The 17,512-nt window shown below is 40.4% G+C and carries 14 protein-coding genes; 13 read left to right on the top strand and 1 reads right to left on the bottom strand.

Annotated elements, in window-relative coordinates:
• Window positions 1-93 precede the first annotated feature (93 nt).
• The 7 genes from yqiS (at window position 94) to LS684_RS14045 (ending at window position 8,498) form a co-directional block, all read left to right on the top strand.
• The gene (yqiS, locus tag LS684_RS14075) at window positions 94-999 is read left to right on the top strand and encodes a phosphate butyryltransferase (protein WP_233806841.1); all 906 of its coding nucleotides are present in this window, start codon (window positions 94-96) and stop codon (window positions 997-999) included.
• Window positions 1,000-1,032: 33 nt separating this feature from the next.
• Window positions 1,033-2,127, top strand: a complete 1,095-nt coding sequence (gene bcd / locus LS684_RS14070; protein ID WP_233806840.1) for a Leu/Phe/Val dehydrogenase — start codon at window positions 1,033-1,035, stop codon at window positions 2,125-2,127.
• A gap of 317 nt (window positions 2,128-2,444) precedes the next feature.
• Entirely contained in the window at window positions 2,445-3,554 is a 1,110-nt protein-coding gene (gene buk / locus LS684_RS14065) for a butyrate kinase (protein ID WP_233806839.1), read from the top strand.
• Between the two features lie 22 nt (window positions 3,555-3,576).
• The gene (lpdA, locus tag LS684_RS14060; protein ID WP_233806838.1) at window positions 3,577-4,998 is read left to right on the top strand and encodes a dihydrolipoyl dehydrogenase; all 1,422 of its coding nucleotides are present in this window, start codon (window positions 3,577-3,579) and stop codon (window positions 4,996-4,998) included.
• A 100-nt stretch (window positions 4,999-5,098) separates the two neighbouring features.
• Entirely contained in the window at window positions 5,099-6,094 is a 996-nt protein-coding gene (locus LS684_RS14055; RefSeq protein WP_233806837.1) for a thiamine pyrophosphate-dependent dehydrogenase E1 component subunit alpha, read from the top strand.
• Between the two features lie 12 nt (window positions 6,095-6,106).
• Window positions 6,107-7,090 carry an alpha-ketoacid dehydrogenase subunit beta gene (locus tag LS684_RS14050; protein WP_233806836.1) on the top strand — a complete coding sequence of 328 codons (984 nt, stop codon included), beginning with the start codon at window positions 6,107-6,109 and terminating at the stop codon, window positions 7,088-7,090.
• Window positions 7,091-7,190: 100 nt separating this feature from the next.
• Entirely contained in the window at window positions 7,191-8,498 is a 1,308-nt protein-coding gene (locus tag LS684_RS14045) for a dihydrolipoamide acetyltransferase family protein (protein WP_233806835.1), read from the top strand.
• A gap of 59 nt (window positions 8,499-8,557) precedes the next feature.
• On the opposite strand, the gene LS684_RS14040 is transcribed toward LS684_RS14045, so the two are convergent.
• Complete coding sequence (locus tag LS684_RS14040; protein WP_233806833.1) at window positions 8,558-9,199, bottom strand: class I SAM-dependent DNA methyltransferase; 642 nt, start codon at window positions 9,197-9,199, stop codon at window positions 8,558-8,560.
• A gap of 235 nt (window positions 9,200-9,434) precedes the next feature.
• Between LS684_RS14040 and LS684_RS14035 the strand changes: the two genes are divergently transcribed.
• From LS684_RS14035 to meaB, 6 genes are all read left to right on the top strand, one after another.
• Complete coding sequence (locus LS684_RS14035; RefSeq protein ID WP_233811663.1) at window positions 9,435-9,890, top strand: S-ribosylhomocysteine lyase; 456 nt, start codon at window positions 9,435-9,437, stop codon at window positions 9,888-9,890.
• Window positions 9,891-9,913: 23 nt separating this feature from the next.
• Complete coding sequence (locus tag LS684_RS14030) at window positions 9,914-10,837, top strand: PLP-dependent cysteine synthase family protein (protein ID WP_233806831.1); 924 nt, start codon at window positions 9,914-9,916, stop codon at window positions 10,835-10,837.
• Complete coding sequence (locus LS684_RS14025) at window positions 10,834-11,964, top strand: bifunctional cystathionine gamma-lyase/homocysteine desulfhydrase (protein WP_233806830.1); 1,131 nt, start codon at window positions 10,834-10,836, stop codon at window positions 11,962-11,964. The genes LS684_RS14030 and LS684_RS14025 overlap by 4 nt, the downstream gene beginning before the upstream one ends.
• Window positions 11,965-12,276: 312 nt before the next feature.
• A complete protein-coding gene (locus LS684_RS14020; RefSeq protein WP_233806828.1) occupies window positions 12,277-14,136 on the top strand; it encodes a methylmalonyl-CoA mutase subunit beta in 1,860 nt (619 codons plus the stop codon).
• Entirely contained in the window at window positions 14,114-16,312 is a 2,199-nt protein-coding gene (scpA, locus tag LS684_RS14015; RefSeq protein ID WP_233806826.1) for a methylmalonyl-CoA mutase, read from the top strand. Before LS684_RS14020 ends, scpA begins: the two co-directional genes overlap by 23 nt.
• Window positions 16,313-17,431, top strand: coding sequence for a methylmalonyl Co-A mutase-associated GTPase MeaB (gene meaB, locus LS684_RS14010; protein ID WP_233806824.1), 1,119 nt, complete (start codon window positions 16,313-16,315; stop codon window positions 17,429-17,431).
• Window positions 17,432-17,512: the final 81 nt, after the last annotated feature.

Below are 17,512 nucleotides of genomic sequence, written 5' to 3'. Positions count from 1 at the left end.
AAATAAAGCGTTTTCACAAAAAACGACTTGGCACGGTTCTTGCATATTATATTTGTGAGTGTTCAGCAAAGAGAAAAAAGGGGTTGAAGCAAATTGAAATTGGACTCGCTTATAGAAAAAGCAACCCAATACGAGAACAAGACTGTTGCGGTGGCCGCTGCAGAAGATCACGAAGTAATAGAAGCTGTCGGTGAGGCACTCAAAAGAAATTTAGCTAATTTCATGTTATTTGGGGATAAAGAAAAGATTATTGATATCATCAATGAAATTGACCCAGATATGGCAAAGAATGAGCATATTAAGATTATTCATGCCAACTCAAAAGTGCTTGCTTCGGAACAGGCTGTTAAAGCAGTCAAATTAAATGAAGCCAATGTACTAATGAAAGGGAACGTTCCAACAGCTACTATTTTAAAAGCAGTATTAAATAAAGAATATGGGTTGAGAACAGGTAGTGTGTTATCCCATGTGGCTGTGTTTGAAGTGCCTGATTACGATCGCTTTACAATTGTAACGGATGCAGCTATGAATATTGAGCCAGACTTAAGCCAAAAAGCTCAAATAGTGAGCAATGCCGTTCAAATTGCGAGGGGTATTGGAATTGACATGCCAAAGGTCGCTCCAATTGCTGCCGTTGAGGTTGTGAACCCAGCGATGCAAGCAACATTAGATGCAGCAGCACTTACACAAATGAATCAAAGAGGACAAATTCCAAACTGCATAATTGATGGACCTCTTGCTTTAGATAATGCGGTTTCAAAGCTAGCTGCTGAACACAAAGGAATTAAAAGTGAAGTTGCTGGACAAGCCGATATTCTACTCGTTCCTACAATTGAAGTTGGAAATGTATTATACAAATCTTTAATTTATTTTGCTAAAGCAAAAGTTGGAGCTGTTATTGCAGGCGCAAAGGCACCAATCGTATTAACATCCAGAGCGGATTCTGCTGAAAGTAAATTATATTCTCTTGCTTTAGCATTATGCTCTGTTTCAAAATAGAATTTTTTTATAGATATGGGGAGGAATTTTTAAATGGAAATCTTCAAGTATATGGAAACTTACGACTATGAGCAATTAGTATTCTGTCAAGATAAACAATCAGGATTAAAAGCAATTATTGCGATTCATGATACAACTTTAGGGCCTGCACTTGGCGGAACACGTATGTGGACTTATGAAAACGAAGCAGCAGCAATTGAAGATGCTCTTCGTCTAGCAAAAGGAATGACTTACAAGAATGCTGCTGCAGGTTTAAACCTTGGTGGAGGAAAAACGGTTATCATCGGTGATCCACGTCAAGATAAAAATGAAGAAATGTTCCGTGCGTTCGGCCGCTACATCCAAGGCTTAAATGGTCGTTATATCACTGCTGAAGATGTTGGTACAACTGTAGCTGACATGGACTTAATCCACGAAGAAACAGATTACGTTACAGGAATTTCACCTGCGTTTGGTTCTTCTGGTAACCCATCACCAGTAACTGCATACGGAGTATACCGTGGAATGAAAGCTGCTGCGAAGGAAGCTTTCGGAACAGATTCTCTTGAAGGAAAAGTGATTGCAGTACAAGGTGTAGGAAATGTTGCATATAACCTTTGCCGTCACCTACATGAAGAAGGGGCACAACTGATCGTTACGGATATCAATAAAGAAGCAGTTCAACGTGCAGTTGAAGAATTCGGTGCGAAAGCTGTAGAGCCTAACGAAATTTATGGAGTAGAGTGTGATATTTACGCACCATGTGCTCTTGGGGCAACTGTAAATGATGAGACAATTCCTCAAATTAAAGCAAAAGTTATCGCTGGTGCGGCTAACAACCAATTAAAGGATACAACTCATGGCGATCTTATTCATGAATTAGGAATCGTATATGCTCCAGACTATGTAATCAATGCAGGTGGAGTAATTAACGTAGCGGATGAATTATACGGATACAACCGCGAACGTGCAATGAAAAAAGTAGAAACAATCTACAATAACATCGAAAAGGTTATTGAAATTGCAAAACGTGATGGAATCCCAACATATAAGGCAGCAGATCGAATGGCTGAAGAAAGAATTGAAAGAATGCGTAATTCTCGCAGCCAATTCTTACAAAACGGACACCACATCTTAAGCCGTCGCTAATTCTTAGGGCTATTTTCTAAATGATTGTTGTTTAATACGAGGTGAGATTACCTTCCTTTGTACGAAGGCTATCAGTTTGGAGCGAAAGGATGCGAGATGCCTACGGTAAGCAAGTATCCCTAACCGAAAACTGCCCATGTTTCCAAACAACTATGAATATGAATTAACATGATTAAAAAGCTACGACTTAATCATTCTGAGAAGCTCGGTGCGAAAATAAGCTCTGTATCATGATTAGCTGAGCAAAAAAAGTAAAGGAGAGAGCGCTGAATGATAAATTCAGCCTCTTTGCCTTTTAGCTATTGGAGGAATACACATTGCAAGAAAAAGAATATCGGATTCTCGTCATCAACCCAGGGTCAACTTCTACGAAAATTGGAGTGTTCGATAACGATATTTCCATTTTCGAGAAGACCATTCGTCATGATTCTGAGGTGATCAATACATTTGAAAATATTATTGATCAATATGAGTTTAGAAAAAATACGATTTTAGAAACACTTGATAACGAGGGAATTAACATTTCCAAATTAAATGCTGTTTGTGGTCGTGGAGGGTTATTGCGTCCAATCGAAGGTGGAACATATGGCGTTAATGATGCGATGTTACAAGACTTACGTGCAGGCTATTCCGGTCAACATGCGTCTAACCTAGGGGGAATTATTGCTTACGAAATTGCAACAGGGTTAAATATTCCTTCTTATATTGTAGATCCGGTAGTAGTAGATGAGCTAGACCCTATCGCACGTATTTCTGGTTTTTCTCTAATTGAACGAAAAAGTATTTTCCATGCATTAAACCAAAAGGCAGTTGCTCGCCGCGTTGCTAAAGAGCTTGGGAAGAAATACGAGGAACTGAACCTTATTGTAACGCACATGGGTGGAGGAATCACAGTTGGTGCTCATAAGGAAGGAAGAGTCATAGATGTAAACAATGGTTTACATGGAGATGGACCTTTCAGCCCAGAGAGAGCTGGAACAGTACCTGCAGGTGATCTAGTTGCTCTATGCTACTCTGGTCAATACTACCGAGAAGAAATTATGAAAAAGCTTGTTGGCCAAGGTGGATTGGTGGGGTATCTAAATACAAATGATGCTGTTGCAGTTGAAAAAATGATTGAAAATGGCAATGAAGAAGCAGAGCTTGTATACTCAGCGATGGCTTATCAAGTCGCAAAGGAAATTGGTAGTGCAAGTGCAGTTCTTGGCGGAAAAGTAGATGCGATTATTTTAACTGGTGGCCTTGCTTACGGAAAAGACTTTGTTAAAGAAATTAGCAGCCGTGTGAACTGGATTGCTGATGTGATTGTTCAGCCTGGTGAGAATGAACTTCAAGCATTGGCAGAAGGAGCTCTCCGTGTGTTAAAAGGAGAGGAAAAAGACAAAGAATATCCAGGTGCGAAACAAGCGAGCAAGGCAAAGGCTTAATAATAAAAGGGGGAGCTAAAACATGGCACAAGAATATGATTTAGTCATTCTTGGTGGCGGAACGGGCGGCTATGTAGCTGCCATTCGTGCGTCCCAGCTTGGACTTAAAACAGCAATCGTAGAAAAAGGCAAACTAGGTGGTACGTGCTTACATAAAGGTTGTATCCCTAGTAAAGCACTGTTAAGAAGCGCAGAAGTGTATGCAACAACAAAGCGCGGTGAAGAGTTTGGTGTTATGACAAGTGATGTGAGCCTTGATTTCGGTAAGGTTCAAGAGCGCAAGAACAAAATCATTAATCAGCTACATGGTGGAGTTCAGCACTTAATGAAACAAGGGAAAATTGATGTGTTTGAGGGAACAGGTCGAATTTTAGGACCATCTATTTTCTCACCAATGCCTGGCACAATTTCAGTTGAAATGAACAATGGCGATGAAAATGAAATGTTAATTCCTAAAAATGTTATTGTGGCAACAGGTTCACGTCCAAGAACATTACCAGGCTTAGACGTAGATGGTGAGTATGTAATGACTTCTGATGAAGCATTAGCAATGGAAAGCATTCCAAACTCTATCATTATTGTTGGTGGTGGTGTAATTGGAATTGAGTGGGCATCCATGCTTTCGGACTTTGGTGTAGAAGTTACAGTTATTGAATATAGTGATCGCATTATCCCAACAGAGGATAAAGAAATTTCTAAAGAGATGCAGCGTCTGATGAAGAAACGAGGCGTGAAAATTGTAACGGGTGCAAAAGTACTTCCTGAAACGTTAAACAAAGGAGAAGGTGTTACGATCTCCGCAGAAATTAAAGGCGAGCAAAAAGAATTCAAGGCTGAAAAATTATTAGTATCTGTTGGCCGTCAAGCAAATGTTGAAGGAATAGGCATTGAAAATACAGATATCGTAATTGATAAAGGGTACATTGTAACAAATGAGTTCATGCAAACGAAAGAATCTCATATTTATGGAATTGGTGATGTAATTGGTGGACTTCAATTAGCTCATGTTGCCTCACATGAAGGTATCTTAGCAGTTGAGCATATTGCTGGAGAAAACCCATCACCAATGAACTATGATCTTGTGTCAAAATGTATCTATAGCAGTCCAGAAGTAGCAAGTGTTGGAATTACAGAAGACCAAGCAAAAGAACAAGGGTATAATGTGAAAGTTGGGAAATTCTCGTTCCGCGCAATCGGAAAAGCACTTGTTTTTGGTGAATCTGATGGATTTGTAAAAATTGTGGCTGACAAAGATACCGATGATATTTTAGGTGTTCACATGATTGGTCCACATGTTACTGATATGATCTCAGAAGCAGGTCTTGCAAAAGTATTAGATGCAACTCCATGGGAAGTTGGACATACGATTCATCCGCATCCAACTCTGTCGGAAGCAATCGGAGAAGCAGCTCTAGCGGTAGATGGAAAAGCTATTCATTCTTAATAATTTTACTCTGTTAGATAAACAGGGTACCTAAAATATTTTGGATCGATGTAGACTGGTACGAAGCCATTCTACTAATTGAACTTAGGAGGTTACAAATATGGCTGAAAATCGTCATAAAGATTTAGGTTTAAGCGATGATCGAGTTTTAGAAATGTATGAAACAATGCTGCTAGCTCGTAGAATTGACGAACGTATGTGGCTTTTAAACCGTGCTGGAAAAATTCCTTTCGTTATTTCTTGTCAAGGACAAGAGGCAGCTCAAGTTGGTGCTGCATTCGCGCTTGATGTGGAAAAGGATTATGTATTACCTTACTATCGTGACATGGGTGTTGTCTTAACATTCGGAATGACGGCAAAAGATCTAATGCTTTCTGGTTTCGCCAAAGCAGAAGATCCAAACTCAGGTGGACGTCAAATGCCTGGTCACTTTGGACAAAAGAAAAATCGCATTGTAACAGGTTCATCTCCAGTAACGACTCAAGTTCCACATGCAGTTGGAATTGCACTTGCTGGAAAAATGGAAGGCAAAGACCTTTGTACGTTTGTAACATTTGGTGAAGGTTCTTCTAACCAAGGGGACTTCCACGAAGGCGCAAACTTTGCTGGGGTACACAAGCTACCAGTAATTTTCATGTGTGAAAATAACAAGTATGCAATCTCTGTTCCAATCGAAAAGCAATTAGCTTGTGAAAATGTTTCTGATCGTGCAATCGGGTATGGTATGCCTGGATACACAGTAGATGGTAACGATCCATTAGAAGTATATAAAGTGGTTAAAGAAGCTGCTGAGCGTGGTCGTCGTGGAGAAGGTCCAACATTAGTTGAAACGGTTTCTTATCGTTTAACACCTCACTCATCAGATGATGATGATCGTAGCTACCGTGCACAAGATGAGGTTGCTGAAGCGAAGGCGAAAGATCCTATCATTACATTCGCTGCTTACTTAAAAGAGCTTGGACTATTAACAGAAGAAAAAGAAAAAGAAATCAATGATCGTATTGCAAAAGATGTAAATGAAGCAACTGACTATGCAGAAAATGCTGCATATGCTCCTGCAGAAGATGCTCTAAAATACGTTTATGCTGATAAGTAAGGGGGAACGAACATGGCTGTAATTTCTTATATTGATGCGGTAACAATGGCGATCCGTGAAGAAATGGAAAGAGATCCAAAAGTCTTTGTCCTAGGAGAAGACGTAGGTAAAAAGGGTGGAGTATTTAAAGCAACAAATGGTTTGTATGATCAATTTGGTGAGGATCGCGTTTTAGATACGCCACTAGCTGAGTCAGCTATTGCTGGTGTAGGAATCGGTGCTGCAATGTACGGAATGAGACCGATTGCTGAAATGCAATTCGCTGATTTCATTATGCCTGCTGTAAACCAAATTATTTCAGAAGCTGCTAGAATTCGCTACCGTTCGAACAATGACTGGAGCTGTCCAATGGTTATCCGCGCACCTTATGGTGGTGGAGTTCACGGTGCACTATACCACTCTCAATCAGTTGAAGCGGTGTTTGCTAACCAACCAGGTCTAAAGATTGTCATGCCTTCTACTCCTTATGATGTTAAGGGATTATTGAAAGCGGCAATTCGTGATGAAGATCCAGTATTATTCTTTGAACATAAGCGTGCATATCGTTTAATCAAGGGTGAAGTACCTACTGATGATTATGTACTTCCAATCGGAAAAGCAGATGTTAAGCGTGAAGGGGAAGATATTACGGTTATTACATACGGATTATCTGTTCACTTTGCACTTCAAGCTGCTGAGCGATTAGCAAAAGATGGTATTTCTGCTCACATCCTCGATTTAAGAACGGTTTATCCTCTAGATAAAGAAGCAATAATCGAAGCTGCTTCTAAAACTGGTAAGGTATTACTTGTTACAGAAGATAACAAAGAAGGAAGCATTATGGGAGAAGTAGCAGCAATCATCGCAGAAAACTGCCTATTTGACTTAGATGCTCCAATTCAACGTTTAGCTGGCCCTGACGTTCCAGCAATGCCATACGCACCAACAATGGAAAAATTCTTTATGATAAACCCAGATAAAGTAGAAAAAGCTATGCGTGAATTAGCGGAATTCTAAAAACACTTGTAAACCATCAATCGGTATAAGCAGCGAATGAAGCTGCTTATGCCAAAAGAATAGATCGGACGAAGAAGAACGTTAATAGGAGGTTAACTCATTGGCTATCGAACAAATTAAGATGCCTCAGTTAGGGGAAAGTGTTACAGAAGGAACTATCAGTAAATGGTTAGTTTCTGTTGGAGACAAAGTAAATAAATATGATCCTCTTGCTGAAGTTATGACGGATAAAGTAAACGCGGAAGTACCATCATCTTTCACTGGTGTAATTAAAGAATTAGTGGCAAACGAAGGAGATACGTTAGAGGTTGGTGAGGTCATCCTTACAATTGAAGTTGAAGGCGGAGAGGCACCTGCTGGAAACGCTGCGGCAGCTGATAAAGTAGACACACCTGCTTCAACACAAACAGAGGCACCTACTCCAGCAGACCAGCCAAACAAGGCACGTTATTCACCTGCAGTATTAAAGCTTTCTCAAGAGCATGGAATTGATCTAACTCAAGTTCAAGGCTCAGGTGCAGGTGGACGTATTACACGTAAAGACATTCAAAAAGTAATTGAATCTGGCGATATTCCAACTGCAAGTGCAGCAGCACCAGCACAACCTGCTATGGCACAAGCAGCAGCTCCTAAGGTAGATGCGCCAGTAGCAGCACCTCAAGCTACGGCACCTAAGCAAGCAGCTCCAAATGTTCCAGTTGTTCCAGGTGATATTGAAATCCCTGTAACAGGTGTACGTAAAGCAATTGCGGCAAATATGCTTCGTAGTAAGCATGAAGCTCCACATGCTTGGACAATGATGGAGGTAGATGTAACGAACCTAGTTGAATACCGTAATTCCATTAAAGGTGATTTTAAGAAGAAGGAAGGCTTTAACCTAACTTTCTTTGCCTTCTTTGTAAAAGCTGTCGCTCAAGCATTAAAAGAATACCCACAAATTAATTCTATGTGGGCAGGCGATACGATTGTACAAAAGAAGGACATTAATATTTCTATCGCTGTAGCAACTGATGATGCGTTATTTGTTCCTGTAATTAAGCATGCTGACGAAAAGACAATCAAAGGCATTGCACGTGAAATTACTGATCTTGCGGGCAAAGTTCGTGCTGGAAAGCTTACATCTGCTGAAATGCAAGGCGGAACATTCACTGTGAACAACACTGGCTCATTCGGTTCTGTTCAATCGATGGGAATCATTAATTATCCACAAGCGGCAATCCTACAGGTAGAATCGATTGTTAAGCGACCAGTTGTAATGAACAACGGCATGATCGCAGTTCGTGACATGGTAAACCTATGTATGTCACTTGATCACCGCGTATTAGATGGTCTTGTATGTGGTAGATTCCTACAACGGGTAAAAGAAATCTTAGAAAATACTTCAAAAGAAAACACTTCTGTATATTAATACAATGTCCATTCACAAAAGAAAGGCGGCTGACTCTTCTGAGTCAACCGCCTTATTATTTATGCCTTCTTCGTTGCGTCAATCAGCCAAACAAATGGGTTTAGCTGTTTAAATTGAATAGTGAATCCATTTTGTTGGAACAAGTCCGTTAAAACAGGAATGGTCGTGTAGTATTCCGTCTCAAGGTCCGCTGCAAGGCTTAGGAAGTGATTTTTTTTCGCTTTTTCAATTGTTTCCTGCTTTCGTTCACTCGTTTCAAAAACAGTGTCAGCAAATACAACCTTGCCTCCCTCTTCTAACAATTCACTATATTTATTAACAGCAATCGCTTTTTCTTGGTCTGTTAAGTGATGAAATGCATAAGTACTTACAAAGGCATCTATCCCCCCGTTCATTTCAAAGTCAATAAAGTCACCATTTAGGATTGTAGTTCCTGGGAGCTTCTCTTGCGCTTTCACTCGCATTGTTGGAGAAGGCTCAAATCCTGTAACGGTGGTGCCCTCATTCTCAAGGAGCTTTAACGTTAAATTTCCAGTACCAACACCAAATTCAACAATTGATCCTTCTACTAAGTTAGCAACTTCTTGAAGAATCATTTCATAATTCAAAAACACTTCTTTATATTCAAGATCATGTCCTGTAACAGATTCATCATAAGAATCGGCCCAACCTTCAAATAATTCAACAAATTCACGACCCATGCAAGCATCATCCTTTTATCCGTTATCGTCTCTCTCATGAAAAGCAATTTTAAATTTTATAATTCCTATTGGTATACTATGATATAAACAGCTAATATGCAACTATTAACTTTGGATTAAAGATGAGGAAAATTCTACAAAAGACAATAGAATTGACAGATCTCTTGTTAAAGCATAGTATATTACTAGGAATAGTAAGAATTAAAAGGAGTTGGCTCAATTGACAATTAAAAAAATGAACGTAGAAAGCTTTAATTTAGATCATACCAAGGTTGTAGCTCCGTATGTCCGTCTAGCTGGAGTAAGTGAAGGACAGCATGGAGATAAAATATATAAATATGACCTGCGTTTCTGCCAGCCAAACAAAGAGCATATGGAAATGCCAGGATTACATTCATTAGAGCATCTAATGGCAGAACACAGTCGGAACCATCACTCGACTATTTTTGACGTTAGTCCGATGGGGTGCCAAACAGGTTTTTACCTTTCGGTCATTAATGATGATTCTTATGAAAATGTATTAGAACTTCTTGAAAAGACCCTTCATGATGTTTTAGAAGCTACGGAAGTACCTGCTTGTAACGAAGTACAGTGCGGATGGGCAGCAAGCCATAGCTTAGAAGGTGCGAAAGAGATTGCTAGAGAAATGCTAAGCAAAAAAGCAGAATGGAGCCATGTCTTTTCAAAATAATCGATTGCTTTGAGGTGTGACGAATGAGGTATTATGACCATGTAAAGGATTTGATCGGTAAAACTCCGTTAGTAAAATTGCATCATCCTGAAATCCCAGCTGGAGTAAATGTTTTTGCCAAGCTTGAATTTCTAAATCCTGGTGGTAGTATCAAGGATCGTCTTGGACTAAAGCTTTTGGAGCTTGCAATCGAAAACGGGCTTCAAGAAGAAGGAGTCATTATCGAGCCGACTGCAGGAAATACCGGTATAGGCTTAGCTCTAGCTGCAATTGGGACAAAAATTAATATCATCTGTGTAGTTCCTCAAAAATTCAGTATGGAAAAACAGACATTGATGAGAGCGCTTGGGGCGACAGTGATAAACACACCTACCGAAGAAGGAATGGAAGGTGCGATTAGGAAAACGGAAGAACTATTAAAGGAAATTCCAAATTCATACAGTCCTCAACAATTTCAAAATGCAGGGAATCCATTAACTTACTTTGAAACGTTAGGTCCAGAGCTTTACGAGGATTTAGATGGTCAAATTGATATATTTATAGCAGGAGCGGGAACGGGCGGAACCTTTATGGGATGCGCCAATTATTTTAAATCCATCAATAAGGAAATCAAAACAGTTATTGTTGAGCCAGAAGGATCGATTCTGAACGGAGGAGAATCCGGGCCACATCGAACAGAAGGAATCGGGATGGAATTTTTGCCGCAGTATATGAATAGGGGATATTTTGATGCGATCTACACGATTTCAGATGAAGCAGCATTTCGCAGAGTAAAGGAGCTAGCACAGCTGGAGGGACTACTTGTCGGTAGCTCGTCTGGGGCAGCCTTTGAGGCAGTGTTACAAGAGGCGAAAAACTCTTCGGAGGGAACGAACATCGTTACAATCTTTCCTGATAGCAGTGAACGATACTTAAGTAAATCCATTTATGAAGGTGATAACGTATGAGAAAAAAGACACAAATGATTCACGGTGGAATTCCGAGGGATGAGCACACAGGGGCCGTTTCTATTCCCATTCATCATGCAAGTACGTTTAAGCAGGATGGCGTAGGAAATTTCGTATATGAGTATGCTAGAACAGGCAATCCTACAAGGTTTGCTCTAGAGGAGTTAATTAAGGATCTTGAAGGTGGTGTTCGTGGATTTGCCTTTGGTTCGGGAATGGCTGCAATTTCTTCTGTAATGAATCTCTTCTCATCAGGAGATCATATTGTATTAACAGACGATGTATATGGCGGCTCTTATCGTTTAATGACAAAGGTACTCGCAAAGTATCAAATTGAAGTGACATTTGTTGATACAAGCGACCTAAATGAAATAAAAGAGGCTATAAAGGACAATACGAAAGCGATTTATATTGAAACGCCAACAAATCCACTTTTAAAAATTACAGATTTATCAAGAATTTCAAGTCTTGCAAAAGAGCATCAGCTCCTTATGATCGTGGATAATACGTTTAGTACTCCCTACTTCCAAAACCCAATTGAGCAAGGGGCAGATATTGTTCTTCATAGTGCCACAAAATACTTGGGCGGACATAGCGATGTAGTGGCAGGGCTTGTAGTTGTTAATTCGGAGACACTGGCAAATGACCTGCATTTTATTCAAAATTCAATTGGAGCGGTACTAGGACCTCAGGATAGCTGGCTTTTAATCCGTGGAATCAAAACATTAGCGATCCGCATGGAAGAAATTGAAGAAAATGCAAGAAAGGTTGCCAACTTCCTAACAGAACATGAAGCCGTTACAACTATTTACTATCCTGGTTTTGAAGAGCATAAAGGTCATGAAGTTCATGCGAAACAAGCTCGGGGATTTGGTGGAATGATCTCCTTTGATGTGGGAAGCGAAGAAAAAGCCTTAGATGTGTTGAAGAAAGTCCACTATTTCACATTAGCTGAGAGCTTAGGAGCTGTCGAGAGCTTAATCTCGTTACCAGCAAAAATGACCCATGCTTCCATTCCGAAAGAGCGCCGACTTGAATTAGGGATTACAGACGGATTAGTGCGCATATCTGTTGGACTAGAAGATGTTGAGGACTTAATCGAAGATCTACAAGCTGCATTACAATAAGATTTGAAGAAAAGACCCTTGAGATAGGGTCTTTTCTTTTGGGCTAAAAATTATCATGGTACTTAAGGAAGGAAAAAACCTGGTTTGTCGATCTGAATAAAAGCATATAGATTGGTAGTGGGCAGACGCTCATTTGGTAAATATGCCTTCAGTAAATGTGAATTCTATCGGAACCACATTGCTTGTTTCTCCCATGTATACTAAAATATGATTGAAACATAAAAAATTTCGAATTTTAATACAATTGAATCAGCGATATCGGAAGGGAGGGGAGCTGTCAGGTAATGACAGTGAGTTATGAGCCTAGAAAATATGATGAATGAGAAATTCACAACAACGTCTTTAGAAGATTGGAAAAAAAAGGCGGAAGAAAGCCTGAAAGGAAGACCAATTGAGACCTTATCTAGAAATACATACGAAAACATTCAATTGAAACCGCTTTATTCGTCTGCAGACCAACAGGAAGGTGAACTTTCCCAATTTCCTGGTGAGTTAGATTTTCGTAGAGGAACGGAAAGCCTTGGGTATTTAAAGGATAGCTGGAAGATTGCCCAAAAGGTTAATTATAAGAATGAAGAAGATTTAATTAGCAGTCTCGGGCATGCCTTGGAAAAGGGTCAGAATGCTATTTCATTTGAATATATAAAAGAGAATCTTGATAACTTATCTATCGTTTTGACAGAGGTGTATGAGAAAGCACCATTTAGTATAGATGCAAAATCCGACCAAACCATCCTTTTAGAGGAGCTTGAGAAACTCTCCAATCGTGAGAAGGTGTCGGGCTATATTGGGATGGACCCGATAGCACTGTTAACTAGAAATGGAAAGCTTCCAGAGGAGTTAGACAACTTCTATGATGCTTGGGCATTATTAATTCAGGATGCTGATAGAAATCTACCAAACTTGAAGACGGTGTTAATTGATAGTACGCCATATCTTGAAGCAGGAGCTAACAGTACGCAAGAGCTTGGGATTTCGTTAGCAGTTGCCGTATTTCATATAGAAGAGCTTATGAAGCGTGGGATCACTCTTCAGACGATATTATCCAAGCTTGTGTTTAAATATTCGATTGGCGCAAATTTCTTTATGGAAATTGCAAAGCTAAGGGCCGCTCGCTTTCTGTGGAGCAAAGTAACAGAAGCATATGGAGCGGACTTAGATCATCAGAAAATGACCATTTCCGCTGAGACTTCTTCTTTTACAAAGACGGCTTTCGATCCGTATGTGAATATTTTACGTTCAGGAAATGAAGCATTTGCAGCTATTATCGGTGGAGTTCAGTACCTTCATGTCCAAGCGTTTGATGAGCTATCAGGAGAAACATCCCCATTGTCCGAAAGGCTTGCAAGAAACACCCAGCTAATTTTGAAAGAAGAAGCTCTTTTGCAGAAAGTGATGGACCCAGCTGGAGGTTCTTGGTATGTGGAGCATTTAACAAATGAATTAGCTGAACAAGCATGGAAGTATTTTATCGAGATAGAAGACCGCGGCGGAATGCTAGAAGGATTAAGGAATAATTGGATTCAAGAGGATATTGCAGCTACGCTGGACCAAAGAAGGCAAGATATTTTTACTCGGAAACAAAGCATCATTGGGACGAATTATTATGCGAAGCTGGATGATCAACCGGCTTTAGCAAAGTCTTCTATCGTTGAAAGAGACAATATAATAATTGAACCACTTATTTCATCTCGCCTTGCTGAGCCATATGAAACGCTTAGAAACCGTGCTGCCTTCATCCAAAATAAGACAGGAGAGTGTCCGAAAATAGGCTTGATTTGCCTAGGGGATTTAAAGAACCATAAAGCTCGAGCTGATTTTATATCAGGGTTTGTTTCAGCTGGTGGGTTAGATGTCACAAAAAGTGCAGCAATTTTTGGAGTAGCAGATGCGGCTGCGTTCATTGAACAGACCCAATATCAACATTATTGTTTGTGTGGCTCAGACGTTCAGTATAATGAATTTGGTTTGGAGCTAATCAAAGAGTTGATGGCTTCTACACCTCATTTGAAACTTTACCTAGCGGGAATGCCATCTGTAGACAAACAAGGAGCATTTCGAGCTGCAGGTATAGAAGACTTTATCCATATGAAAAGTAACTGTTACGTCACAGTTTCTTCATTAATCAATGAACTGGAGGTGGCGTTGCATGACGAAAAAACCAAACTTTAAGAGTATTAACCTCTTTTCAACACGGGAGCAAGTGACGGAAAAGGATTGGAAAGAGAGGGTAGAAACCGAAATTGAAGTGTCTCTCGATGATTTGCTTTTCGAAACGAATGAGCAAATACAGTTAAAGCCCATATATACTGTAAATGATAGACAAGGGCTAGAGCATATTGAAGATAAGCCAGGGCTGCCTCCTTATACTCGTGGACCTTACCCAACTATGTACGTAAATAGACCGTGGACCGTTCGCCAATATGCTGGCTTTTCTACTGCAGAGGAAAGCAATGCCTTCTATCGCCGGAATCTTGCTATGGGACAAAAAGGCCTTTCGGTAGCCTTTGATCTTGCGACACACCGAGGTTATGACTCGGATCATCCACGTGTTGTTGGTGATGTAGGGAAAGCGGGAGTAGCGATTGACTCTATCCTCGATATGAAAATCCTGTTTGATGGCATACCATTAGATCAAATGTCTGTTTCGATGACGATGAATGGCGCTGTCCTTCCAATTATGGCCTTCTTTATCGTAACAGCCGAGGAGCAGGGGGTAAGTCAGGAAAAGCTGTCTGGCACAATTCAAAATGATATTTTAAAAGAATATATGGTTCGAAACACGTATATTTATCCACCAGAAATGTCGATGAAAATTATTGCGGATATCTTTGAGTATACATCTAACTATATGCCGAAGTTCAATAGTATCAGTATATCAGGTTATCATATGCAGGAAGCTGGCGCGCCGGCAGATATAGAGTTAGCCTATACACTTGCCGACGGTTTGGAATATGTAAGGACGGGCTTAAAAGCTGGAATAGATATTGATTCATTTGCGCCGAGATTATCATTCTTTTGGGCTATTGGCATGAATTATTTTATGGAAGTAGCCAAAATGCGTGCAGCAAGGCAAATTTGGGCAAAAATGATGAAAACATTTGAACCGAAAAACTCAAAGTCAATGGCTTTAAGAACACATTCACAAACATCAGGCTGGAGCTTAACCGAGCAGGATCCATATAATAATGTTATTCGAACGTTAATAGAAGCACATGCTGCATCAATGGGTCATACACAATCATTGCATACAAATGCATTAGATGAAGCCATCGCGTTACCAACAGATTTCTCCGCTCGAATCGCTCGGAATACTCAATTGTTTTTGCAGGAAGAGACAGGTATGACAAATGTCATCGATCCGTGGGCAGGCTCCTATTATGTTGAAGCCTTAACGAATGAGCTGATTAATAGGGCATGGGCACATATTGAAGAAATCGAGAATCTTGGCGGAATGGCAAAGGCGATTGAAACCGGCTTGCCGAAAATGAGAATTGAAGAAGCAGCTGCTCGTAGACAAGCACAAATTGATTCTGGAAAAGAAACAATTATTGGTGTAAATAAATTTCGCTTAGAAAAAGAAGACCCGTTAGAAATATTGGATATTGATAATACAGCCGTTCGATTAAAGCAGCTAGAGCGATTAAAGGAGCTTAAAGAGACAAGAGATGAAGAAAAGGTACTCGATGCACTTGCAGCCATTTCTGAAGCTGCTGAAACGGGTGAAGGGAATTTATTAGCACTAGCTGTTAATGCGGCACGAGTAAGAGCGACTTTAGGCGAAATCTCCGATGCGATTGAAAAAGTAGCAAACCGTCATAAAGCAGTCATTCGTTCCATTAGCGGAGTATACAGCTCTGCTTTCTCAAATGAAGAAGAGATAAATGAAGTGAAGAAATTAACAGATGAATTTTTGGATAATGAGGGAAGACGTCCAAGAATATTAATTGCCAAAATGGGTCAGGATGGACACGACCGAGGAGCAAAGGTGATTTCAACGGCATTCGCGGACCTTGGGTTTGATGTAGATATCGGACCACTGTTTCAAACGCCAGAAGAAACAGCCCTGCAAGCTATTGAAAATGATGTGCATGTCATTGGCTTAAGCTCGCTTGCAGCTGGTCATAAAACCTTGCTTCCACAACTTGTAGAGGAACTAGAAAAGCTTGGGAGAGAAGATATACTTGTCGTAATTGGCGGAGTTATTCCAGCTCAAGACTATCAATTCCTTTATGATCACGGAGCTGCGGCTATTTTTGGACCGGGTACCGTCATTCCAGTTGCAGCTGAAAAAGTCGTCCGAGCTATTTATGAAAAGCTTGGTTACGAGGAAGTGAAACAAGAATAAATGGCTGATGAGAAGAAACCAGAATGGAATGATCCCTCTCATCCGGAAAAGTGTTCGAGTGTTGTACGAAAGGGTGTAGAACAAGCAGTTCAGCCAAATACCATTCGCCAATCTGGCCGCTTTCAGAAGAAATCGGGTTATGAGCCTTCGATTGATGAATTATATAAGGGTGTCTTAAATGGTGACAGAAGTTTGCTTGCCCGCTCAATTACGCTTATTGAAAGCAATGCAGGCCATCATTTTACAAAAGCGCAGACACTACTTCACAAATTATTGCCTCATAGTGGAAGTGCGATTCGAATTGGGATAACGGGTGTACCTGGTGCTGGAAAAAGTACATTTATTGAAGCCTTTGGGTCCTATTTATGTAATCAAGGATTAAAGGTGGCTGTCCTTGCTGTTGACCCAAGCTCAAAGCTTACTGGTGGGAGTATACTTGGGGATAAAACAAGGATGGAGACACTTGCACGAAATCCACTTGCGTTTATCCGCCCTTCTCCTACAGGTGGGAAGCTTGGTGGTGTTCACCGGAAAACAAGGGAGACCATGATCGTCTGTGAAGCGGCTGGCTTTGACATCATTTTAGTCGAAACGGTTGGTGTGGGACAAAGTGAAGTATATGTACGTGATATGGTAGATTTCTTTATGCTGCTCGCTTTAACGGGTGCTGGTGATGAGTTGCAGGGGATGAAAAAAGGTATCATGGAACTAGCAGACGCAGTTATCATTAATAAAGCGGATGGGGATAATCTCCAACTAGCAAATAAAACAAAAGCGGAGTACGATCGAATCCTCCATTTTCTTCAATCAGCAACAAGGGGCTGGCAAACAAAAGCATACACTTGCTCAGCGTTGTTTCACGCTCAAATTGACTCGATATGGCGTGTGATTCAATCCTTTGAAAAACAAACGAAAGAGTCAGGTGTGTTTGCTGATAGAAGAAGGGCACAAACAAAGGAATGGATCTATGCAATGATAAAGGATCAGTTGCAATACCGTTTCTTTCAGCACCCTCATGTTAAAGAACGATTACCTCAGATGGAAAATGAAGTCATCTCCGGCAATCTTACAGTTACATCAGCAGTTGAAGAACTGTTTCAAGTGTATAATGAAAATTAAATGAAGCTCGCCTGTTGGTGACGGAGGCTGTAGACAAACTCGAAAAAGGTGTCTACAGCTTTTTTGTTTTTTACCTATAAA

It is taken from the genome of Cytobacillus spongiae (genome assembly GCF_021390075.1).
This window is presented reverse-complemented; position numbering and strand designations above follow the sequence as displayed.

Bases quoted from the DNA above. Each gene is read 5' to 3' on its own strand.
- bcd (WP_233806840.1), top strand. From the start codon at position 1,033: ATGGAAATCTTCAAGTATATGGAAACTTACGACTATGAGCAATTAGTA.
- lpdA (WP_233806838.1), top strand. From the start codon at position 3,577: ATGGCACAAGAATATGATTTAGTCATTCTTGGTGGCGGAACGGGCGGC.
- LS684_RS14055 (WP_233806837.1), top strand. From the start codon at position 5,099: ATGGCTGAAAATCGTCATAAAGATTTAGGTTTAAGCGATGATCGAGTT.
- LS684_RS14050 (WP_233806836.1), top strand. From the start codon at position 6,107: ATGGCTGTAATTTCTTATATTGATGCGGTAACAATGGCGATCCGTGAA.
- LS684_RS14040 (WP_233806833.1), bottom strand. From the start codon at position 9,199: ATGGGTCGTGAATTTGTTGAATTATTTGAAGGTTGGGCCGATTCTTAT.
- LS684_RS14035 (WP_233811663.1), top strand. From the start codon at position 9,435: ATGAACGTAGAAAGCTTTAATTTAGATCATACCAAGGTTGTAGCTCCG.
- LS684_RS14030 (WP_233806831.1), top strand. From the start codon at position 9,914: ATGAGGTATTATGACCATGTAAAGGATTTGATCGGTAAAACTCCGTTA.
- LS684_RS14025 (WP_233806830.1), top strand. From the start codon at position 10,834: ATGAGAAAAAAGACACAAATGATTCACGGTGGAATTCCGAGGGATGAG.
- LS684_RS14020 (WP_233806828.1), top strand. From the start codon at position 12,277: ATGATGAATGAGAAATTCACAACAACGTCTTTAGAAGATTGGAAAAAA.
- scpA (WP_233806826.1), top strand. From the start codon at position 14,114: ATGACGAAAAAACCAAACTTTAAGAGTATTAACCTCTTTTCAACACGG.
- meaB (WP_233806824.1), top strand. From the start codon at position 16,313: ATGGCTGATGAGAAGAAACCAGAATGGAATGATCCCTCTCATCCGGAA.